Source organism: Coprococcus sp. OM06-34AC (genome assembly GCF_003462545.1).
Lineage (GTDB): Bacteria > Bacillota > Clostridia > Lachnospirales > Lachnospiraceae > Coprococcus > Coprococcus aceti.
On the sequence record NZ_QTZF01000001.1, the window covers coordinates 152,210 to 175,967 of the forward strand.

At 43.0% G+C, this 23,758-nt stretch carries 20 protein-coding genes; 3 read left to right on the plus strand and 17 right to left on the minus strand.

The window, feature by feature from the left end; all coding sequences use genetic code 11:
* Nucleotides 1-146: 146 nt before the first annotated feature.
* The 17 genes from DXB91_RS00660 to DXB91_RS00740 all read right to left on the minus strand — a co-directional run bounded on the left by DXB91_RS00660 (nt 147) and on the right by DXB91_RS00740 (nt 20,961).
* Entirely contained in the window at nt 147-1,742 is a 1,596-nt protein-coding gene (locus tag DXB91_RS00660) for a peptide chain release factor 3 (protein WP_055222719.1), read from the minus strand.
* Between the two features lie 21 nt (nt 1,743-1,763).
* Nucleotides 1,764-2,264 (minus strand): helix-turn-helix transcriptional regulator, encoded by a 501-nt coding sequence (locus DXB91_RS00665; protein WP_015535018.1) that lies wholly within the window; start codon nt 2,262-2,264, stop codon nt 1,764-1,766.
* A 37-nt stretch (nt 2,265-2,301) separates the two neighbouring features.
* Complete coding sequence (locus tag DXB91_RS00670; RefSeq protein WP_158564562.1) at nt 2,302-3,048, minus strand: 4'-phosphopantetheinyl transferase family protein; 747 nt, start codon at nt 3,046-3,048, stop codon at nt 2,302-2,304.
* A 93-nt stretch (nt 3,049-3,141) separates the two neighbouring features.
* Complete coding sequence (locus DXB91_RS00675; RefSeq protein ID WP_118016571.1) at nt 3,142-5,712, minus strand: tubulin-like doman-containing protein; 2,571 nt, start codon at nt 5,710-5,712, stop codon at nt 3,142-3,144.
* 171 nt (nt 5,713-5,883) lie between these two features.
* Nucleotides 5,884-6,846 carry an NYN domain-containing protein gene (locus DXB91_RS00680; RefSeq protein ID WP_022216373.1) on the minus strand — a complete coding sequence of 321 codons (963 nt, stop codon included), beginning with the start codon at nt 6,844-6,846 and terminating at the stop codon, nt 5,884-5,886.
* Between the two features lie 20 nt (nt 6,847-6,866).
* Entirely contained in the window at nt 6,867-8,297 is a 1,431-nt protein-coding gene (locus DXB91_RS00685; protein ID WP_117548885.1) for an alanine/glycine:cation symporter family protein, read from the minus strand.
* Nucleotides 8,298-8,532: 235 nt separating this feature from the next.
* On the minus strand, nt 8,533-11,256 hold the full coding sequence (locus DXB91_RS00690; RefSeq protein ID WP_118016572.1) for an FtsX-like permease family protein: 2,724 nt from the start codon (nt 11,254-11,256) through the stop codon (nt 8,533-8,535).
* A gap of 1 nt (nt 11,257) precedes the next feature.
* A complete protein-coding gene (locus tag DXB91_RS00695; RefSeq protein WP_118016573.1) occupies nt 11,258-11,959 on the minus strand; it encodes an ABC transporter ATP-binding protein in 702 nt (233 codons plus the stop codon).
* A gap of 245 nt (nt 11,960-12,204) precedes the next feature.
* The gene (locus tag DXB91_RS00700) at nt 12,205-12,846 is read right to left on the minus strand and encodes a TetR/AcrR family transcriptional regulator (protein WP_158564563.1); all 642 of its coding nucleotides are present in this window, start codon (nt 12,844-12,846) and stop codon (nt 12,205-12,207) included.
* A 97-nt stretch (nt 12,847-12,943) separates the two neighbouring features.
* Entirely contained in the window at nt 12,944-13,426 is a 483-nt protein-coding gene (locus DXB91_RS00705; protein ID WP_118016575.1) for a 6-carboxytetrahydropterin synthase, read from the minus strand.
* The gene (locus DXB91_RS00710; protein ID WP_118016576.1) at nt 13,423-14,493 is read right to left on the minus strand and encodes a hypothetical protein; all 1,071 of its coding nucleotides are present in this window, start codon (nt 14,491-14,493) and stop codon (nt 13,423-13,425) included. The genes DXB91_RS00705 and DXB91_RS00710 overlap by 4 nt, the downstream gene beginning before the upstream one ends.
* Nucleotides 14,477-15,862: a TIGR03111 family XrtG-associated glycosyltransferase gene (locus DXB91_RS00715; protein WP_117548871.1), complete on the minus strand. Its 1,386-nt coding sequence runs from the start codon at nt 15,860-15,862 to the stop codon at nt 14,477-14,479. The genes DXB91_RS00710 and DXB91_RS00715 overlap by 17 nt, the downstream gene beginning before the upstream one ends.
* On the minus strand, nt 15,834-16,442 hold the full coding sequence (gene xrtG, locus DXB91_RS00720) for an exosortase family protein XrtG (protein ID WP_117548870.1): 609 nt from the start codon (nt 16,440-16,442) through the stop codon (nt 15,834-15,836). Before xrtG ends, DXB91_RS00715 begins: the two co-directional genes overlap by 29 nt.
* A 53-nt stretch (nt 16,443-16,495) precedes the next feature.
* Nucleotides 16,496-17,827, minus strand: coding sequence for a Firmicu-CTERM sorting domain-containing protein (locus DXB91_RS00725; protein WP_118016577.1), 1,332 nt, complete (start codon nt 17,825-17,827; stop codon nt 16,496-16,498).
* A 28-nt stretch (nt 17,828-17,855) separates the two neighbouring features.
* Entirely contained in the window at nt 17,856-18,317 is a 462-nt protein-coding gene (locus DXB91_RS00730; protein ID WP_117548868.1) for a 6-carboxytetrahydropterin synthase, read from the minus strand.
* A gap of 371 nt (nt 18,318-18,688) precedes the next feature.
* Nucleotides 18,689-19,972 (minus strand): aminotransferase class I/II-fold pyridoxal phosphate-dependent enzyme, encoded by a 1,284-nt coding sequence (locus tag DXB91_RS00735; protein WP_117548867.1) that lies wholly within the window; start codon nt 19,970-19,972, stop codon nt 18,689-18,691.
* 311 nt (nt 19,973-20,283) lie between these two features.
* The gene (locus DXB91_RS00740) at nt 20,284-20,961 is read right to left on the minus strand and encodes a TIGR00266 family protein (protein WP_118016578.1); all 678 of its coding nucleotides are present in this window, start codon (nt 20,959-20,961) and stop codon (nt 20,284-20,286) included.
* Nucleotides 20,962-21,207: 246 nt separating this feature from the next.
* On the opposite strand from DXB91_RS00740, the gene DXB91_RS00745 reads away from it, so the two are divergent.
* The 3 genes from DXB91_RS00745 to DXB91_RS00755 are packed head-to-tail and all read left to right on the plus strand — an operon-like array spanning nt 21,208 to nt 23,677.
* Entirely contained in the window at nt 21,208-22,098 is an 891-nt protein-coding gene (locus DXB91_RS00745; protein WP_118016579.1) for a transporter substrate-binding domain-containing protein, read from the plus strand.
* Nucleotides 22,099-22,158: 60 nt separating this feature from the next.
* Complete coding sequence (locus DXB91_RS00750; RefSeq protein ID WP_004853031.1) at nt 22,159-22,869, plus strand: amino acid ABC transporter permease; 711 nt, start codon at nt 22,159-22,161, stop codon at nt 22,867-22,869.
* Nucleotides 22,853-23,677 carry an amino acid ABC transporter ATP-binding protein gene (locus DXB91_RS00755; protein ID WP_004853032.1) on the plus strand — a complete coding sequence of 275 codons (825 nt, stop codon included), beginning with the start codon at nt 22,853-22,855 and terminating at the stop codon, nt 23,675-23,677. The genes DXB91_RS00750 and DXB91_RS00755 overlap by 17 nt, the downstream gene beginning before the upstream one ends.
* Nucleotides 23,678-23,758: the final 81 nt, after the last annotated feature.

A 23,758-nucleotide genomic window follows, 5' to 3' on the forward strand; every position in this document is an offset into this window, starting at 1 on the left:
CTGTCTAACACTAGGATTGTCAGATACATGCCAATTTATTCATATTTGCACCACTTTTACTGATATATATGCACGCAAAAAGACCATGAAAACCAATTTGTGCCCTAAGTCACTCATCATCTTCATGGTCTCTTATCTTCGTATATCTAGTTCTTTCTGAACTCCTCAAGTTCAAGTCCCTCATTGTGCTGGAGAACCTGATCGATGACCCACTCATTTGCAAACAGGAGAAGCGGATTACCCTTCATGTCCTTAACCTTCTTGACATCGCTCACACGCTTGAGCTTTGTCACGTCTATGGTAGGATCCTTCACCCATCTGATATAGTTATATGGTATCGGCTCAAGTCTTATCTCACAGCCGTACTCGTTCTCAAGTCTGTACTTAAGTACATCAAACTGAAGCACACCTACAACTCCGACTATGATCTCCGAAAGTCCCGCAGTGTACTCCTGGAATATCTGTATAGCACCCTCCTGGGCAATCTGAGTTACACCCTTGACAAACTGCTTACGCTTCATGCTGTTGAGCTGAACGACCCTGCAGAAGTGCTCCGGTGCAAATGTAGGGATACCCTCATACTCAAACTTCTTTCCGCCTGTTGTGAGTGTATCTCCAATTGAGAACAGATCAGGATCAAATACACCTATAACGTCACCGGCATACGCCTCGTCGACGATCTTCCTGTCCTGAGCCATAAGCTGCTGTGGCTGGGAAAGCTTGATCTTTCTCTTGCTGGCAGCATGATATACCTCCATGCCTGCCTCAAACTTACCAGAGCAGATTCTCATAAATGCGATTCTGTCTCTGTGAGCCTTGTTCATATTTGCCTGGATCTTGAACACAAAAGCTGAGAACGGCTCTGTTACAGGATCTATGATTCCCTCTGATGAATTACGTCCGATAGGAGGTGTCGTCATCTTAAGGAAATAGTTCAGGAACTGCTCGATACCAAATGTATTCAGCGCAGAACCGAAAAATACAGGGGAGAGCTCTCCGGCTCTGACCTTCTCTATATCCATCTCCTCTGTGGCACCATCTATAAGCTCTATCTCCTCATTGAACTGGTCAAAGAGGTATGGGCCGACAAGCTCCTTGAGAGCCTCATCGTCTATATGATAATCTGTTTCCTCCGCCTTCTTGGCTCCACCTGTCGATATAGCCTGGAACGTGGACACTATCTTGGTCTTTCTGTCATATACACCCTTGAACTCTTTTCCTGAACCTATAGGCCAGTTGACAGGGCATGTCTTGATACCGAGAACAGTCTCTATATCATCGAGAAGCTCAAATGTATCCCTTGCATCTCTGTCCATCTTATTTATAAATGTGAATATAGGTATATGTCTCATGACACATACCTTGAAGAGCTTTATAGTCTGAGCCTCAACACCCTTGGATGCATCGATCACCATGACCGCAGAATCCGCAGCCATAAGTGTACGGTAGGTATCCTCCGAGAAATCCTGATGTCCAGGTGTGTCAAGTATGTTTATGCAATATCCGTCATAATTGAACTGCAGAACAGACGAGGTTACCGAGATACCTCTCTCCTTCTCTATATCCATCCAGTCCGACACTGCATATTTGGAATTTGCCTTTCCCTTTACAGATCCCGCTGTGTTTATTGCGCCGCCAAAGAGCAGAAACTTCTCTGTGAGTGTAGTCTTACCTGCATCAGGATGTGAAATTATGGCAAATGTCCTTCTTCTGTTGATCTCTTCTCTTAACTTGTCATCCATTATCTTTTCCTCATATACAATTTATTGATTCTTATTCTTCAAAATGTCCCTGTTCTTCTGAGCCCAGAGCATAAGCGACTGTATATTCACAGACATCTTCTCCAGCTCCTCAAGGACAGCGTCAAAAGCTGCAACCTCGGTCTCGTCGACTATTCCATCAGCGGTGATCTCTATAAGCTGCTCAGATATATCCTCCATCTTCTTGGAGGATCCGAGGAACTGAAGTATGAGCCTGTCAAGGCTGTCCGCATTTATCGGCTTCACCGTCTCTTTTCCTATAGGGCAGTCGCCTGAACAATAGCTGTTACAGAGCTCGGGTATGTCATACGCCTTTGACATGGAAAGTACCTCCTCAGGGTACGGAACTACTGTGCCAAGCTCTATTCTTGAAAGCCTTGTCCTGTCTATATTGAGCACCTCTGCACTCTTCTCCCTGCTTGTAAGGTTATCGTTCACCTTAGACGCATTATATCTTGCGACATAATATTTATTGTTAAGCGCCTTTGTAGCTTTTTTACTCATTTTTTTCTCCTTATGTAGTTCTTCCTAATACACCTAATTAAACATAATAACACACAATATCAGCCGAATCAATCATCTTAATATCCGGTGAAAAAGTTCCATCAGAAGCTGCGCAAAATGCAGCTATAAAGTCTATATTCATATCTCCCTCTGCATGCGCAGGATCCGCTATTTCATCCATATGCATACGGCCGTCACACTCAGCCCTGCATACGGCATAATTGCCCAGCCAGATATTCTTCTTCTCCATATGTGCATTGTCCATGACCATTTGCTGTTCCTCATCCTTCATAAGTATGCCTGTTCCGGTCATCTTGCTGTACGCCTCGCGCCTTGTCCACACACATGTGCTGTATATTTCCGGGTGTGCACACGACATCACACATTTTTTATCCTCATCCGAATACAGGCGGTTAACTATGCTGTCCGGTATCCTTCTGACTCTCTCAACGTCTATACCACAAGGCTCACTGCCTATCGCAGCCGCCACACAACCCTCGGTATGGCTTATCGAAAACTGAATGTCCTTTATAAACGGCTTTCCCGCCTTATTCTTCTCATACGTGACCAGCCGTTCATCAATTCCGGCACATTCCCTGAGAGCATGTGCAAGCAGGATTCCCGCTGCAAGACTGGCATTCCTGTCATCCCGCCTCCTGAGACGTTTCACCTTACACCTTCTGTATTCCGATACTGCATCCAGACATCTGCCATATATCCCATCGTCAGCAAATGCCCCCGTATCCATTATATATGCTCTGTATCCGTTAAAAGATTTATTCAAATCCAATTCCATCTCTTTCTACAAAATACGCCATGGTCATAACAACAATACAGCCCCTTAATACTCGCATATTAAAGGGCTGTATAAACTAACCTATATTGTGACAAAATCAGGGAAGCTCTTCATATCCTTGTTCACCTCATCAATATGAAGTCCCTTGTAATCATATACTGCATTGTAAGCCATCTGCATCTCCATCGCACACTGCATCATGGATACCGGAACACCGACAAATATATCATCGATCGAGATCTCTATCTCACCCGGATTGAGCGTTATTGAATCCTCCTTCTCATTGTAAGGTGGAGCCATCAGTATAGCTTTGACTGCCTTGCTGAAATACGGCATCACATTTGGAACCGATATATATTTCTTTGCAAGAAGCTTCTCCTTATATCCGTCAGCAAGAACACACAGAGGCTGTTCCTCTGATATATCATCCACAAACGCCCTGGCAGCCTCCTCCATGATGGATGTTCTCCTGTCGTTGATCGGAGATCCATACATAACGTTGAGATCCTGCTCCGTTAGCTTCTTATCAGCAAATGCCACTGTGAACATCTTCTCAGGACCATATGCTCCCACACCGGAAAACAGCTCTCTGTATATCTTCTCCATCTCATCCTTGACAGGAACAACTCTTCCACTGTCTATATTGGACTCGTTGTCCAGCATGAGCTTGATGATCCCTGTCTCCATCTCTTTTATCCTTCTGGATGTGACATAATCAGTCGGAAGGAATTCATGTCTCTTGGCTTTCTTGAGTATATTGCCAACAGCCTTATCACCGTTATTCGCAAGATCCTCGATGGAATTCTTCAGATCCTCTCCAAACTGTGAATATATCTCGTCAAGTCTCTCTGCCCTCTGCTGAAGCCATCTAAGTGTATCTCCAAACAGATCCTGTGCATCGAGTTCATCTATAAGCTTTGTTCTCTCCGCAGCAAGTGCTTCCTTGATGCATGCATCGAAATAACCATTCTCAGTCTCCCTCTTCGCTGAAGGGAAAGTGAAGAATCTCTTCGCAACAATTGTCTTGATGGAATCAATGATTCTGGTATATTCACCCGACGGTGTATAATCCTTCATCATCTTCTCAAGCTTTCTGACTTCAGCCATCATACCCTTTGTGGAATCTGTTACACCGGCACTCGGTGCACCTATGACATCTATTGCGCCATATGGGCCAAACTCATTCATATATTTGGATATCACATCATCAAGTGAACTCCAAAGCTTGTTCTTCATCGACTTTATGATAACCGGAAGTTCCTTCTCAAAGTTCTCCATCTTCCTGGCAAAGCCCTCTCGAAGACCGTCCGTATTCTTCTTTATCATCTTATATGTAGGCTTGGTGATCTGGCCGTACTGTATGAGACCGTTCACGGCAAGTTTGATATCCTCACCCTGCTCCTCCTGCAAGAATACAGTGAGCTCTGCGAGTACATTCTTGATATCCTCCTCGGCATTGCCCTCCTTGAACGGAGATCTGAACAATCCCTTATATGCCTGGGAAAACAGATCATTCTCACACATATTCTCTATCTCTTTGATAGGAATATGGTAGTCAGCCTCGCTTACTACCTTGTAATAGCAGTTTGACTTCTTGATATTCTCATCACTGTGCTCCATCTTCCAGTTCGTGATGGAATATCCCTCATTCTCAAAAAATACATCCCTGAGAAGCTTCCTGTCGTTCTCCACGTCATTGTTGCCAATGAACTTGTTGCTGGCTAGCCTGTAGAGGAAGCTTGCTGTATCCCTTGTGATGTATCCCTCAGGTATGTAGCCCTGTTCGTCCTTTCTACCTGATACAAGCATGCAGGCATCAAAGAGATTCTCCCTGATGACCATCTTGTTTTTCTTACTGATAAATGTATAGTTGTCATCCTTCTCGGAGAGCTTCATATAATAATCAACTTCCTTGAGGGTCGCACATCCATTTGCATTGAGTCTCGCCACAAGCTCTGTATCTTCATATACAGCCTTATGGCCGAACAGTACATCCGGTGTGAGCAGGCAACCGCCAATCCTCAGATTGTTCCACTTCTTCGCCTTGCCATACGCACGTATGTTATATGCGACATCTGAAAGGATTCCACTTCCGGTTCCTCCGGCGATTCCGGATACGATCAGAACATCGACTGTTCCCTCCGTCGTCTTGTCGTATACATCCTGAAGCTTGTCAAAAAGGAGCATTCTGACATCCGTATATGCATTCGAGAACATCAGACGTCCAATCTGTCTGTTCCCCTTTGCTCCGTCTCTTCCTATCGTGATAGCCGGGAATTCAGGATCCATCCAGTTTGCAAGATTCTCATGGATCGGATTCTTCTGGATTCCATTCTCCAGAACATTCTCAATATCCGGTCTGTATATACTGATAACCTCAAGGGCATTGAAACCGACACCCTCCTTGCTATCATCTATGGTAGCCTCCATCTCTGCTATATCTGAATCTATCATGAGGAAATTAATGTTATCCTCGGGTGTGATGTTATCCATCAGCATACCCTTAAGCGCGCAAACGGTCCTGCCTCCAAGTCCCCCAAGACCTATTACGAGCAGATTCTTGTTGAATCTGTTCTCATGACTTATACGTCCAAAAACACGTATGTCTTTTAATTTGCTAAACTCCTCTTTTTGAGTATCAATAAGTATCATAGATTATGCCTCTCCTTAATATGCACGTACACTTCTTCCCCCATAGTGAATTTTCTGTACCTGAAAACTCACATTTTCAATTTATCACTATTCTTATTGATTTTCAACAAAAAGCGTTAATTTATTTGGCATTTTTTCTAAATTTTGACATATTTAAGCATTAAACACTTTCTACTTATCTGTCAATTTTACCCTGTCTCCCACGATCTCAAAACAACCGAAGCTTTTGAGAAAGCTTGAAAACTTACTGTATCCATATTTCTTTATGCTGAAGCCGGGTATAATATTCTTAAGTTCTGTATTCAGCAGTCCCATATTGTACATAGTGTCAGAATTCTCCGTGAGAAGTCTCACTATGCGCAGCTTGACAGCACTCTTAGGATCGATATGGTTCTTGATGGACACAAATTTCTGCCTGCCGCTGTCTATATCCAGATCGTCAAACTCCTCACTGAGGAATGTTGACAGCTTGGAATATCCATAATTTCTCACGTCAAAGTCAGGATATTTGTTCACAAGGCGGCTTCCGATCTCACCCATATGAGTCTTCTTATCCTTGTCATCGTTCTCATCTATTATATTGTAAACCGTCTTCTTTATGTCCCTTATGCTTGTGATATATGACTCGTCCACAGCCGCAGCCTCAAGCATGGCATTCTTCGATGCCGGCTTGTTGAGATCCTCTGTCACCAGTGAATCAAGGATCTTGAAGCTTGTACACGCACTCACGAACGCTTTCGGAGTCTTGCGTTCTCCCATTCCGATGACCTGCTTGCCAGCCTCCCTGAGTCTTGATGCAAGCCTAGTGAAATCGCTGTCGCTTGTCACCAGACAGAATCCATCTATATTGCTCGTATAGAGAAGATCCATCGCATCTATTATCATGGCCGAATCCGTTGAATTCTTTCCCGCCGTGTATGAAAACTGCTGTACAGGCTGTATAGAATATGACAGCAGACAATCCTTGTCCCAGCCATTGTTATTCTTTGACCAATCCCCATATATCTTCCGCACCGTTATTGAGCCGAGCCTTGACAGCTCATCAAATATACTCTCAATATATTTTGCCGATACATTCTCTGAATCGATAAGTATCGCATACTTGTTAGAAATCTCACTTGATATTTCTTCCATATAAAAGTCCCTTTCATTTATCAGTTCTCTTTGCCGGTCTCAACCCCAAACTTGCCCGGTCCATCCTGAAAATACTCACGGGTAAGCTTCACAACTGTACCTGACAGCATGAATACTGCGATCAGGTTAGGTATGATCATAAGTCCGTTGAAGGTGTCCGCTATATCCCAGAGAAGTCCGAGATCCATGGTCGCACCGATGATTGCGACAAATGCATACACAACCATGAACGGCTTGATAAGCTTACTTCCAAACAGGAATCCGACACATCTTGAACCGTAAAGTCCCCATCCGAGTATGGTTGAGAACGCGAAACAGCACAAAGCCACCGCTGTGAATATCGATATCCAGTTGCCGTAGGTTGCAACAAAGCCATTGATCGTGAGATCGGCTCCTGCAGCCTGTCCGTAGGCTACCTCAGTTCCACTGCACAGTATTACAAGTGCCGTAAGCGTACATATAACTATAGTATCGATAAATACCTCGAATATTCCCCAGAGTCCCTGCTGCACCGGATGCTTTACATCAGAACATGCATGGGCTATGGATCCTGTACCAAGACCTGCCTCATTGGAGAAAATACCTCTCGATACACCCTTTCTCATGCTGAGGAACAGACTTCCAACTATTCCACCGGTCACGGACTTCGGATTGAATGCACCTTCAAATATAGAAGCGAACACTCCCGGCACACTCTTGATATTGATTATTACAAGAATTATGGCCATGATGATATACATAGCAGCCATGAATGGCACCAGCTTCTCTGTCACGCTTCCTATTCTCTTGATTCCTCCTATAAGTATGAGACCAACAAGAATAGCTATTATGATTCCTATCACAAGATTGATTGTAAATGTATTGCTCTTGTCAGCCAGATTATAATTAAAAAGTGCTGAATCTATAGCTGTTGTGATGGTATTGACCTGTGTTGCATTTCCTGTTCCGAACACTGTGAGTATACCGAGGACTGAATATGCTATAGCCAGGAAGTAAGCATTCTTGCCAAGGCCATTCTTGATGTAATACATTGGTCCGCCGACCCAGTCACCATTCGCATCCTTCTCACGGTAGAACACTGCAAGTACGACCTCTGCAAACTTTGTTCCCATTCCGAGAAGTGCTGAGATCCACATCCAGAATACCGCACCAGGACCGCCTATGGCGATGGCTCCAGCAACACCGGCTATATTTCCCGTTCCAACCGTTCCCGCCAGCGCCGTACACATGGCCTGAAAAGGACTGATGGCACCATCTGAAGTCTCCTTCTTGTTGAATATCCTTCCAAACGTATGCTTGAACGCGTATCCAAACTTTGTAAACTGAACCCCCCTGTTTCTTATGAGGAGCCACAGTCCCACGCCCACGATACATATCATGGATGGCACTCCCCATATAAAATTGTTCACCGATGAATTCACATCGGCAATGATCTTAAGTAATTTCTCCATATCTGTACTTCTCTTTTCCTATTACTTTTTTGCATATCATATATGATTTTACAATATAAACTGCACATTGTGCAAGAAAAAACGCGTATATATCCCGTATAGTCCCGCCAACAATCACAATACCTATCCGCTTTTCAGACAAATTTTGCACACAAAATAACGGAGACGATTATTTATACCGCCTCCGCAATCATATATTATTTTAAGGTACTTTTATTTCATACTGCCACTATCTTTACTCTCTGTTCTTCAGCACCTCAGCCGGCACTATCTTGTTCAGCCTGCCAACAAGAACTCTGTTGATTATGAAATACAGGACAAGTATTCCGCCGTAAAGCACAGCCCAGAGCCATGGGGCAAATGTCAGCTTGACGCCGCAGTTTACATTTGACACCAGAGAAGGATACACTGCACTCATTATAAGCTTTGCAAGTGGCAGGCATATGGCTGCTCCGATTGCGATTATGAAGAAATTGCCATCCAGATATAGCTTTCTGATCTCCTTCGTCCTGAAACCAAACACCTTTATCAATGAAATCGAGAATGCTGATCTGTCAATCATAACCTTCATCATCAAATACATTACCACTACGAATATAAGTGTCGAGATAATAACTATCATAATAACCATACTTCTCATCTGATCTGCAAATATTCCAGCAGCCGACTCTATATCGGCCTTTGTTGTGGTTGCGTAAAGTCTTGCAGGATCAACCTCCAGATCCTTGTCTGAAAATACTACATTGTACTCATCACTTCCAGCTCCGAACAGCTCCCTTGCATCATCTATAGTCATGAAAACATAAAATGCCGGAGTATATTGTGTCACGCTGTCCACTGTAAAACCATAATCTATATCATTCTCCTCGTCGTGGAGCACGATTTCGTCACCCACACCATAACCATATTTCTCAGCAAATGATGATGATATGGCAACCCTGTTCTTGCCATTCTTAAGGTCAACATCAAAATACTTAGTATTCTTTGAAAGTCCAAGAACTGTCACATCCCAGTTGTAACCATATACCTCTTTCTTCAAAGTCTTAGCATACGCTGCCTCACCGCCCTCAGGGGGATTCTCTGTAGGATACTTATATGTATACATATATTCATAGTGGGTATCCTCCACATTCTGCTTCTTGACCTTTGAACAGAAAGTTGCAGTGTTAAGACTTAACATCAGGCATATGAGGGCTATAAACATTCCAATCACAACGGTCACCCCTGTTCTCATCTCTCTGAGCATCTGTCTGACTCTGAATCTTCCGACAAATCCCATGTCTCCGAGATCGACATTGCTGCCCTTCGGCTGCTTGATCTCATTCTTTATAAGTGAAAGAGCTGTCTGTGAGAGCTTATTTCTGATAACGAAGTAGTTAACAACTATCGCTGCCAGTGGCGGCATCACGATACCGTACACTATAAGAATCGGCGGGATCTTCACATCCATAGCAGGAATTGAATAATACGCATATGCATCTGCCATCTGAACAGGGATTCCAACATTGCTTATTCCGATCAGGAAACCGATTATGCCTGCAACTGTTGTGACTATGACCGGAAGTGTCAGATAATGCATCATGAGATCTCTTCTCTTGACCCCCAGGGCATAGAGTGCACCTATGACGCTGCTCTCCTTCTCTATTCCATGTACAACGAATACCGATATGACATATGTGAACAGAAGCATGAGCAGCACACCGAAGAAATATCCCGCCTGTACATTGATCTGCTGGTCATCAGCGGCTCCGCCTGTTCTCGGATTATCATCACTTGTCACAAATGATGTAATATTTGCAAGATCTGTGTCGTAATCCTTGAGGAATGAATCCGTCTCCTTCTTGAGTTCTGCCACTCCATCCGCAAGCTCATCCGAGCCATCCTTTGCCTCTGCAGCTCCGTCGGTATACTCCTTAATACCGTCCTTGAATGCCTTGATGCTGTCAATGTCACTCAGGGCACTTTCAATACTCATCGCCAAAACTCCACCCTGACTGTCGGCAATCTTAGTCATCTCGTCATTGTAATTATCCTCTGTGAGCTCTGTATCCAAACCATACGCTGAGAGAGATGATGACGCCTGTTCAAGGTATGCCTCAAACAGCTCCTGTGCCGCATTGTTGAGCTTCCTGTTGTTATCAGTGAGTTCTCCAAGTCCATCTGCAAGTTCATTTGCGCCTGACTTAAGATCCTTTATGCCATCCTTGAAATCGTTTATGGCTGCGCCAGTTCTATCCCAATACTCTTGGAAATACTCATCATCTATGCTGTCTGTGTCGACCTTGATGTCTTCAAGTGCATCCTTCACGTCATCACAGGTGGTCTTGCTCTCGAGTCTGAACGCATACAGATATGTCTCAGTCTTGACACTCTCGCCTGTTGCATGGAGCTTATCATACGCCCCCTCTGTAACGAATACCGTTCCAAACACCTTACTGTCAACTACAGTATCTGACATCTCCTTGAAAAGAGCATTATAATCAGGTGATGTCCCTATTCCTGTCACCTTGAATTCATTTCCTGCTATCTGTATTATATCTCCGACAGAAATATCATTTACCTGACTGAATCTCTTCTCAACAACTATCTCATCATCAGCCTCCGCAAGATTTCCCTCATCACATTCCACGAGATCTATGTTCTCCCTGTTGGCAAATACCCTCAATGTCTTGCCATCCATGACCTCGTAGTCCTCGTAGAACATCCCCTCAACCTCTGCGCCAGCATCCTCAAGCCGGGATATCTCTTCATCGCTCAGTGGAACGAATACGGAAAACTGACCATCCTCTATCTTATTTGCCTCGTCATGTGTCTCGCCATTGTCAATGATCGTATATCCGGCTCCTATCAGCGAGACAATGACATACATACCCATGATGATAAGAAATGCAAGTGCTATGTATCTGAACAGATTCTCCTTCAGATCCCTCAGAACTCTTTTTCTCAAAACCTTCTGCATATTACAAATCCTCCAATTCTGACGCTGGAACTCTCACTTCGTTCTCATACTCCTTGCTTATAAGGCCATCCTTTATGAAGATAACCTTGTGCACCATATTCTTGATGGAATTGTTATGTGTTACTATCAGCATAGTCGTTCCATACTTCGCATTTATCTCCTCGAGAAGAACAAGAATATCTCTGGATGTCTTGGAGTCAAGAGCTCCTGTCGGTTCATCACAGAGGAGGAGTTTTGGATTTTTAACCAGAGCTCTCGCTATAGCACATCTCTGCTGCTGTCCACCTGAGAGCTGTGAGGGAAACTTGTTCTGATGCTCAGTAAGTCCTAGAGTCTCTATCAAGTCATCCATAGGGAGCGGATCATCTGTCAGATACTCACACACCTGTATGTTCTCCCTCACGGTGAGGTTTGGAACAAGGTTATAGAACTGGAATATAAATCCCAAATTATCACGTCTGTAGTCCGCAAGCTGGTCGCTGGTCATACCAAATATCTCTGTTCCATCAACCTTTATCGAACCTGAATCCATGGTGTCAAGACCACCTATACAGTTCAGAAGTGTTGACTTACCTGAACCTGACGTTCCCTGTATAACACACATCTGTCCTTTTTCAATACCTGTGTTTATACCTTTAAGCACCTGCACATAGCTTCCACCCTCTCCATAGCTCTTCTTTACTCCTGACACTTCCAAATACATAATTTTTCCTCCTTTATGATATCCTCGTTGTTCTAATTTTCATTTACTTTATTTTTTATAGCAATCCATTACACTTTAGTAGCTATTCAAATGTTCATTTGCATACATAACGCTGTTATGGTTTAAGCCTTTTTTTAGGTCTTCCCAGTAATTCGGAAGACCTGTAATAAGACATAATGGGAATTTGATTCCCCTGTACCACATTTTTCATTTTACTGTTTTCAATTTTCTATTCCGGTCAAATCTTATTCTGAATCCTGCCACGGCTTAACCAGGCCATACCAGCCTGAGATCAGATATTTCATACCTGTCTCAACGAACTTCAAGGCATCCTTCTCATTGTCAATATGTGTCACCATAAATACGAACATGTCGATCTGGGAATGTGACATCCAGTGAACAACATTTCTCTCAACCATCGGTGTTCCGTAAGCCTTACACATTGCCTCACATATAAATGTATTATGTGCATCCATCTGATCAACCACGTTGTCTGGCATGCTCTCCATGCTGGAACCCTGTGACTTCGTAAGCACGAGAAGTACTTCATCTCTATGTTTATACAGCTCATGCACAATATTTCTGGCCGACTCAAAATCACTGCCCTCATTGTGGTCTGATGCCATGCCGTTGTTCATCTCATCAACTTCAAATGAAAAATGTTCAGTCAATGCAGCATTGAGGCTGTCCAGCATGTGTCCAACAACATTACAGAACAGATCATCCTTGTCCTTGAAAAAGAAATACAGTGCTCCGGTTGTTACTCCTGCCTTTTGACATATGTTTCTGAGTGAAGCACCCATAAAGCCTTTGTCCATGAATTCTTTCTTGGCACACTTTAGAAGCTCTTTCCTCGTCTCGCTGTCATGTTGTATTTTCTTTGCCATAATCCTCACCCATTTAATTATAATATAAAATAACATAACAGTGTTACGTTTAATAACACCGTTATGTTAAAACATACCGATCATTTTGTCAACTATTTTATTTATTATACATATCGCTATAAATCCTGTCTATAGTCTCATCACGGCTCTGCTTTATTTCTTTCAATATCCTGTCCGCCAGAGAATTGATGGTCTGCATCTCTTCGGTGTAGCTGTCATCAATGAGACTAACCACATATGACATGGACGGTGACTCACTCATCTCCATCATCAGGAATATCCAGCCGTTTCTGTTGAGTATTTCGGTCAGCTCATCTTTGAAATACTCACACATATTCTCAAGTGTGGGATTTATCATGTCAAATGGTGCAATCTCATTCAAAGTCTTGTCCTGATATCTGCTCAGAAATTCTTCAACTCTGTGCTCCAGATGATGGAACTTTACAGTCTCATCTCTTCCCTTGACAACATTTATGACGATCTCCCAGGTGTGAGGATGTACCTCCCCAAGTACTCCATTTTTATATATTCCATGTCTGGCATTGAGGTAGAATTTGAATTTGTATTGTCTGAATCTCATCTGTTCATCTCCTCCCCGTAGAATACTTTTCTCGGATCATCGCCGTCTGTGACAGCTCTGAGTTCTGTTCTAATCTCGGCCCCCGCTTCATTTGCTGAGGTTCTTTTCCAGCTTTCAAGCATCTTATCACGTATCTGTTCAGCCGTTGACATATCTGTCATATACATAAGCACAACAAAATTGCCCTTTGACATTTCTGCGGTCACATGATTAGATCCCATGCAGCCCTTTATGAAATCCATTATCCCGAATATCTCATCTCTTGAAAAATAACGATCTCCCATCTGAACACTTATGAACAAGAAAGTGATCGGATAAAGCTCCGGATCTGTCGATTTTGAGAGCAGAGAGTCCACAACCTCCATATCGTAATATCTACCTGATTTTTTATCTGCAGGCTCAATATCCTTCTGCCTTAACTCTTCCCCATAGCTTTCTGTAAGTCTCTCATATTCATCGAATTTCTCATTTCTCGCTGTAAGTTCATCTTCTAATCTTTGAACCTTTCTGCCCATATGTCCTATCCTGCCGGCATATTCTATAACCATGCCGCCAAGGACAAGGAAGGCTGCTATCACAGCTATTACGATATAGAATTCAAAATCTTTCACTCCGTATGACGAAAGAACATATGACCTGTCAGCATATATCCCGACAACGTAACCAGATCCGGCAACAGAAGCCGTACTGACTATTCCCCTTTGTTCGCTCATATATTCGTCCAGACCTGATGCAGTCATGTTAGACAGTTCCGCCGTAGTTGCCGCATCCTTGATAAACATGATATCATCCTCTTCTATAAGGAACGCCCATTCCGAACCGGATACATCAACTACTTCATTGATGACTGACTCCATATCTTTCTCACTCAAACCTTCCAGTCTCTCAGCCAGAATAGATACCGTCTGCAGCTGGTCGTCCTTATACGCTGAAAAGATGTTGTCTCTATTGGTTTTCATGTGATAACCATAGTATATGGTTTCCAGAGCTATCATGAACAGAACAACAGCAAAAGCTGCCACAACTCGTCCTCTATATGTCTTATTCTTTTCAGCTTTCCTGCTCATGACATTTTCTCCTTCCTGTCACCTTGTACACCAATCTTCCAAGCCAGCGGAAGTCATGCTTTATGATGCTCCATGCCGTCTGTCTCTCCTCGCTGAAATTCTGCATCTTCCAGCTTCCCTTAGACTTCATGGAGTTGATTATTCCTGCAAATCTGAACCAGAACACGACAAAGTTGTACAGAGGAAGCAGGAATACAAGATACCATTTTCTCATGTAATATCTTCTGAGCTGTTTAAACGGACTCAGAAAAAGACTTATACATATATATAGCAGTGTTGTGGTAAACACATACAAAAGATACATGATTATGACTGAATCTATGATGAGCGCAAACGGATAATCCTGGAATATTCCAAGGCATATCAGCGCAAAGTACCATATCATACGCGGGAATGCAAATGTGTGATCAAACATAACCAGTCTCACAATGAAGTCAGAGAAAAATCCTCGCACAGCGTTCATCCTGTTCTTCATGAACATGTGGACAACCTCTATCTCGCCCCTCTGCCATCTCTGTCTCTGTATATATAGTCTGTTCATATCTTCTATTGGATCAACATAAAATATAGCTTCACTGCACAGAGCTACCTTATCTCCGAGCACATCCCTTATCTGAAACGTTACATGGGTGTCCTCGCACACAGTATCCGTATTGTACATATTGGTTTTCATGATGGTTGATCGTCTGAATGCTGAGAAAGCACCTGATAAAGTAAATATATTATTGAACTCCGACTGGAAATTCCTGCCAGCAAGGAACGCCTGACAGTATTCAAAGAACTCCAGCTTTCTAAGCAGTCTGAGTCCAAATCTGTCGGTATCATCGACCATTTCGGGGTTGGTCATGATCGTTCCGGTCATGCAGTCGATGTCAGGATTCCTCTCGAATTTGGTCACCATGTTCCTGATGGCATCCCTCTGGAGCACACCGTCACTGTCTATGTGTATGATGTATTTGCCGTAGCTGTTGAAAAGCCCCAGGTTGAGAGCCTTAGACTTGCCCTGTTTTGAATTTACCCAGTTCATTGTCAGATCTGGGAATTCCTCCTGACATTTGCAGAATACATCAAAGCTCCGGTCCGTACTCATATTATTTACAACAAGTATATATATCTTGCTGTTAGGATAACTTGACGCATCTATGGAGCTTATACATCTGTGAAGGCTATGTTCCTGATTATACACAGGTATGATAAGTGTTATCTCCGGAGAAAAGTTGATCGCCTTCTCCTTCCTCGACACCAGTTTCTTCTTTATCAGTATGAAAAAATTGCCAATAGTAGGTATAATCTCCATGACGATCGGTATGATGACCCATGCCGCCCAGAAAAGTATGGAGCTATGAAAGATCTGTGTTATCAGTGTCATATCTGAAACCTCCTACCTTCTGTCTGATGATCTGAGCCTTTGTAAATACAAAGAAATACAAAAGCACAGTACATGCATAGAACACCAGACGTCCTATTATGCTGTGGGCAACGAAGTACGAACCTCCGCCGAACACATGGACAATGAGACATATGGTGAATATCCTGAGTACATTTGCCGCAAATATCAGAGCCGGTCCAACTATACTGAGCACCACCTTCTCGTATGTATGGTACATGGGGAAGAACCACAGAAGTGAAAGGAATGCCAGCATCTCCACTATTCCTGAACACTCGTAGTCTATATACATGGACAGGTTGGCGTCACCGGTCGCTATGAACACTATATTCTTGTTGAAGTATCCCTCATATATACCGGTCATGTCTCCGAACATGCCAGCAACAGCGGACACGCTCTTCTGAAGAGGTGCAAGAACGACAGGCTCCACCTTGATGAGCATGAACACAAAAAGTCCTATGCTTCCGGTTATAAAATACCAGAAATCCAGTTTTCCACGTTTCAGCACGGTCAATATATATATCCAAAGTGCCAATACTATAACAAAAACTATATTCATCATCGGTGTGCACCTCCTCTCATTTATATTCACATCCTGCTATAACATTCAGCCGGTTAGATTCTCTTTCTTCTATATACTATTACTCCGCCTACGGCCATGAGCAGGGCTATGGCAGCACCGGCCCAAGGGCCTGTAGGTGTTCCGGTTATGGTAACTCCCTCTGCACCTATATTCGGGTTGGACACAGTGATGGTTGCACCCTGATCCAGCTTTATGCCAAGGTAATCGGCTAACTTGTCAAGTGAGATGGAGAACTCTATCTCATCACCCTTGCCTGTCTCAGTATGTACAGGATCATATACCGTAAATGCCACATCGCCATCCACATCATTGTAATAGCCTGCAAATACTCCGAAATTCCTGTATATTCCGGCTCCAAAGCCGTTGGTCTGTCCACCCCAGTTTATGGATCCGTTGGAATTTACAGGGAGTATATTAAGTACACATGATTTTCCATCCACTGTGATATTCCACAACTGGAACTGCATCTGGGATGTATACAGATCGTTCATGGAGAAGTGTACATACAGTCTTCCATTCTCCACTGCAAGTTGTCCCTTGTGGGTCGAGTAACCATTGTTACTGTTGTATGTTATATCCGCTGACGGATACTGACTCCACTCACCATAATATCCATCGATCACAAGTCCTGATGTGACAGGCCCTGTTATCTCTTCTGTAGTTCCAGTTTCTGTTGTGGCATTCTCCGTTGCCTTCTCTGATGTGCTGACCTCAGTGGTTGTCTGTTCTGTAGTGCTCTCTGTTACCTGTTCTGTAGCCTCCGTGGTATCCTCTGTAACTTCCTCGGTAGTAGTCTCCTCTGTACTGTTATCCGCAGACTCCGTGGTTGCCTCACTTCCAGCCTCTGTAGTCGTCTCAGATGATGAACTGTCACCTGCTATATCAAGCTCAGCCGTATTGTCATTCCAGCCTATTGTTATATTCCGTACATCCGTTCCATATGTGCTAACTGGCACCTTTGCACTCCAGGACATATCCGCATATCCCCAGCCAGATGACGATGCGCCGGTATTTGTCGTATAACCAGTAGCGCCGTCGATTGCCTGATACCATGCATTTAACACGTTAAACGATGAACCATCGCCATTGTTGCCTGTGTTAATAACCAACTTGGATAATGCCCCCGGAGCTGTCTGTCCATTCACAGATATATCAAATATTTGCTGAATGTAATTAGTCCACGAACCACTGTATTCCAGATAGATGTACTCGCCATCCGTTGTCACTTCCATGCTGCCGCCATTTCCATCGGAGAGTGTCTGTGCCTGACTCCCGAATATGGAAACACCCGAAAAGATGATCACCATGCATATCGCAGTTATAATTCCTGTAAGTCTCTTCATTTTAGTTCTTCTGTTCTTCATATAATCACGCCTTCTCTTGTAGTAAAATCTATTGTAAGTTGTTTGCTCCTGTCATACTCTCAAGTCTCAGTATGTCGTCAAATATCTTCTGATAATTCCTGTTACTCGTATCCATATTCATAGTAGGCAGCAACAGTCTGTCTGACACCTGATACACGCAGAGCGGATTCTCGGATATATCAAGCTGATAAAGCTCCATTCCATTCTTCTCAAGTCTTTGTCTGAGTTCTTCATAGAAATAATCGCCAATCGTCTCGAGCGTATTCTCGCACCCCTGAAACTCAGGAAGCTCATTCAGATACTTGCCTCTGTACTGATCTATGAACGCCGAAACTATCGCCTCCAGCTTGAAGAAAGGTATATCCTCACTCTGGTCCTTCATTCCTATATATGTGACGATCGTAAATGAATGCCCGTGCATCTTCTCCCTGTCACCGTTGAAGCTGTGCCTGGCATTGAAGTAGGATCTGTATATATAATAATTAAACAACCAGCCACCTCCCTGCTCTCTATGTCAGATTACGACACAATAAACCTATTCTTATCACCTCTAGATTATAGATACCTAATTGTGATATATCAATGATGAAAAATCGCCAAAATTATGGCTAATTTATGAATATTTTGTAACTTTGTGTATAATCAGAAGTTTTCAACCGTTTGCGCTGTTCATATTTCTTTGTTCGTTTGATCGTTATTGACTGAATAATCACAAAATCGGTCAAACAGTCATAATGTGAATGGCCGCACAAAAAAAGATCCCATCCATATGAATGAGATCTTTTTTGACCATTATTACTTTTTTTAATTGTATTTCTTTAATTGATATAGCCCGCGGAGTCGTTGCACAGAAGTCGCCTTTTACACCTCAAGCAGTTTCTGAACACTTACAAGCTTTACACAGAGAACAAATATCTCTGTTGCCTGCTGCATCTCCTCCGGTGTAGGGAATGAAGGTGCGATCCTGATGTTGCTGTCCTTTGGATCGTTGTGGTATGGGAATGTTGCTCCTGCACCTGTGAGAATAACTCCAGCCTCCTTGCACTTTGCAACTATCTCCTTTGCACAGCCCTCCATGGCGTCAAATGATATGAAATATCCGCCGAGAGGCTTGATCCATGAACCAATTCCAAGTCCATCAAGCTCCTCCTCAAGGACTTTGAGAGTTGCCTCAAACTTTGGTCTCATGAAATCTGCATGCTTCTTCATATGTTCCTTGAGTCCGTCAAGGTTCTTGAAGTATCTTGCATGTCTGAGCTGATTTACCTTATCGTTTCCTATGGTCTGTATTGTGTAATGCTTCTTGGCATCCTCAAGATTTGCATGTGATGTAGCCATAGCTGAAACTCCTGAACCAGGGAAGCTTACCTTTGATGTTGAAGCAAACTCAAATACCATATCAGGATTGCCTGCCTTCTCACACTCCCCGATGATATCAAGTATCTCTACCTGATTGTCCTCGTACAGATGATGGATGACATAGGCATTGTCCCAGAAGATCCTGAAGTCCTTAGCCGCAGGCTTGAGATTTGCAAATCTTCTTACTGTCTCATCGCTGTAGCAGATTCCCTGTGGGTTTGAGTACTTTGGCACGCACCATATACCCTTTACTGTTGGATCTGAATTTACAAGTTCTTCAACCATATCCATATCTGGACCTGTCTCTGACATAGGTATGTTGATCATCTCTATTCCAAAATGCTCTGTGATAGCAAAATGTCTATCATATCCTGGAACAGGGCAGAGGAACTTCACCTTGTCAAGCTTGCACCAAGGTGTCTCTCCCATTATTCCATGTGTATATGCTCTTGATACAGTGTCAAACATAAGAGTAAGACTTGCGTTACCACCGATGAAGATATGATCCTCAGTGGTTCCCATCATCTCAGCCATAAGTCTCTTGACCTCTGGAATTCCATCAAGGCACCCATAGTTTCTGCAGTCTATGCCACACTCTGACTTCATATCAGAATCACTGTTGATAACATCCATAAGACCAACAGATACTCCAAGCTGGGTTGGTGATGGCTTTCCTCTTGACATATCAAGGTTCAGGCCAAGAGCCTTCTTCTCCTCATATGCCGCAAGCAGCTGCTCTCTAAGTTCCATTAACTCTTCTTTTGATAATTCACTGTACGCTTTCATAAAAGTCTCCCTTGCTACCTAACAATGTTATAGTTATATGTCCGGGTTGCACGTCAAAACGTTCTATATTAAATAGACGATTCTAACGTTCAACCCTTGTATCATATAATTTATTTCTCCGGTTGTCTAGACCTTAATCGCATAAGTTTGTAGTATTTCGCAAATTTTGGTTGAAAAATCTAAGTTTAATCACTGTATTCGACTATATTTTCGTCAAAATTTCATATTTAACTTTTTATTTTCAAGTTAGCCGACATTGAAAGATGCTGCAGTGTTCTTTTGGGGTCGGCTTAAATATATGGCTCTATTGGTTATTTAGATGGTATCATGGATGCTATCTCAGCGGCAAGCTGTGACTTTGGCATGGTCTGAAGTGTTATTCTGCCAGGGCCTGTTACCACTGTATTGAAGAATCCCTCTCCTCCAAAGAACATATTCATGGCACCACCCTTTACTGTCTCTGCGTTCAAGGAGCATGTTGCATCCATCATTGCAAGATAACCAGTGTCAATAACCATCTGCTGTCCAGGTGCAAGCATGTAATCCACAACTGAACCATCGATTTCAAGGAACACTATTCCCTGACCTGTAATCCTCTGCATAATAAATCCCTCACCTCCGAAGAACCCACCGGCTATCTTCTTTTGAAAAGCTATCTCCAGATTGATTCCCGGTGTCGATGCAAGGTATGCTGACTTCTGACAAATGATCTCCTTGCCAGGTTCTATCTCAACCGCCATGATATTTCCCACAAAGCTTGAACCGAATGCTATCAGTCCAGGTCCCCCCTGAGCCGTATATGTATTTCGGAACATCGATTCACCGGATATGGCCCTGGTGAACATCTTGCCTACTCCGCCACCTGATGTCTGCATCTGCATATTCGGAGACATCCATACCATTGCACCTTTTTCGCAGTTTATAGATTCCCCTGCCTCCAAAATGATTTCTACCACAGGCATCATGCCGCCTTTGATCTCGTATCTCATATAATCTGACCTCCCTGTATTCTTCATATTTAAATATGAGTTTCATTTTTTTAATGATACAAATGTATTATATAGTAAATACTATTCATATAACAATGTTTATTTATAAATCATGAATAAAATCCTGTTTTTATTAGGAATCTCACTTTTTCTCACTTTTATAACGAGTTTTTTCATATATTAATTGCTTTTTTTGAAACACAATGGTATATTTATTCAGATAAAATATGAAAGGAAGATGTAAAAATGAAACTCAAAAAATTATTAGCAATTTCAATGTCAGCAGTTCTGGCTATGACAGCTCTTACTGCATGTGGAAGCAAGGATGATTCTTCGGAGGCAGCTTCAGAGAGTGCTTCATCATCAAAGAAGACTGCAAAGGTCATAGAGATTGACCTTACAGACGAGCAGTATGCTTTCGGTGTTGATAAGGATCAGCCTGAGCTCTTAACACAGGTCAATGATTTCATCAAGTCAATGAACGAGGATGGATCATTTGAGGAGATCTGCAATCACTATTTCGGTGACGGCGAGCCAGTTGCCGTTGAGTCGGCAACACTCGATGCAAACAAGGATCAGCTTGTAGTTGCAACAAATGCTGCATTCGAGCCATTTGAGTATACAAAGGGTGAGAACTACTATGGTGTCGATATGGAGATAGCTAAGGCTCTCGCAGACAAGCTTGGCAAGGAGCTCGTTATCCAGAACATGGATTTCGATGCTGTTTGTCTCTCAGTTGGTCAGCACAAGTGTGATATCGCTATGGCAGGTCTTACTATAAAGCCAGACCGTGAGGAGTATGTAAGCTTCTCAGATTCATACTACAAGGCTTCTCAGAAGCTTATCGTTACATCAGACAATACAGAGTTTGATGATTGCAAGACAGCTGATGATGTCAACAAGATCCTTCAGGCTAAAGGCTCAGACATGAAGATTGGTTTCCAGACAGGTACTACCGGACAGTTCTACTGCGAGGGTGACGCAGACTGGGGATTCACAAAACTTGCTATGACTTCAACCGGCTACAAGAGCGGTTCACTTGCAGTTCAGGATCTTTTAAATGGTAACCTCAACTATGTTATCATCGATGCCGCTCCAGCAGCCAGCATCACTGCTGCTCTTAACGCAATGCAGTAAATTTTAATTCGGATTTAGTAATTTTAGTATTAACGCCAATTATGTTTGAAAGGATATTTCATGGGAGACATTTCTACAAAAATACAAAAGTTCATAGAAATATTCATCGACAACAACGGGTATGTTAAGGTAGTCGAGGGTCTGAAGAATACTGTGATAATAGCCATTGCCGGTCTTATCATCGGTATAATAATCGGTACCCTCATTGCTACCGTCAGGGTAATTCCAAAGTACAAGCGTCTGCCTAGAGTTCTGGATGCGATCTGCAGTGTATATGTAGGTTTCTTCCGTGGAACACCTATGGTTGTACAGCTTCTTCTCTTCTACTATGTTCTTCTTCCTATAGTGGGAGGACACATGACAGGGGTTCAGGTGGCTATGCTTGTATTTGGACTCAACAGCGGTGCCTACATCTCAGAGATCATGCGTGGTGGTATACTCTCCGTTGATCCAGGTCAGATGGAAGGTGGACGTGCCATGGGACTCAGTTTTTCGACTACCATGCTCAAAATCGTTATACCTCAGGCAGTCAAGAATATTCTGCCAACCCTTGGAAATGAATTTATTTCTTTAATAAAGGAGACTTCAGTTGTAAGTTTTGTCGGAGCAACTGATCTCTACGTTGCATTCAACTACATCGGAAGTAACAGCTACGAATTCATGGTCCCTTATCTGGTCATGGCACTTATCTACATCGTGATGGTGCTTCTCATCAGCCTGGGAATCAAATTAATGGAAAGGAGCCTGAGAAAGAGTGATAGACGTCATTAATCTTGAAAAAAGCTTCGGTGATAACAAAGTCTTAAACGGCATCAATATCACCATAGACAAAGGCGATATAATGGTTGTTATCGGTCCTTCAGGTTCTGGTAAAAGTACATTTCTTCGCTGTTTGAACTGTATGGAAGATCCCACCGGCGGCCAGATTATATTCAATGGTGTTGATATAGCAGACCCTAAGGTTGATATCAACATACACCGCCGTCATATGGGTATGGTTTTCCAGCATTTCAATCTGTATAACAACAAGACTGTTATACAGAATATCATGCTTGCTCCTGTCTATGTCAGATGTCAGGATCTGAAAAAGGCAAAGCGGCATAATCTTCTGCTTCCTGTCACCAATCTCTTCCGCAAGGAAAAGCAGACAAAGCAGGAAATAACAACAACAAAATCAGAGATCATTGCCGAGGCACATGCAAAAGCGGAGGAACTCCTGAAGAGGATCGGTCTGGAGGACAAGGCGGATGTATATCCATCTACTCTCTCAGGCGGTCAGAAACAGCGTGTTGCCATCGTCCGTGCGCTTGCCATGAATCCTGATGTCATTCTGTTTGATGAGCCAACCTCCGCTCTTGACCCTGAGATGGTCGGTGAGGTTCTTGATCTCATGAAGGCTCTTGCAGATGAAGGCATGACAATGATTATTGTTACCCATGAGATGGGATTTGCCAGGGAGGTTGCCAATAAGGTCGTATTTATTGACGACGGACAGATTCTTGAATCCGGTACACCGGAGGAATTCTTCGGCAACCCTAAGAATCCTAGACTTAAGGATTTTCTTTCAAAGGTGTTATAAGACATTTTATCTGTGTTTTTTAAGACAGATTGTAATATCGCAGTTTATCCGGCATGTATGGCATTTCATACTTGCCGGTTT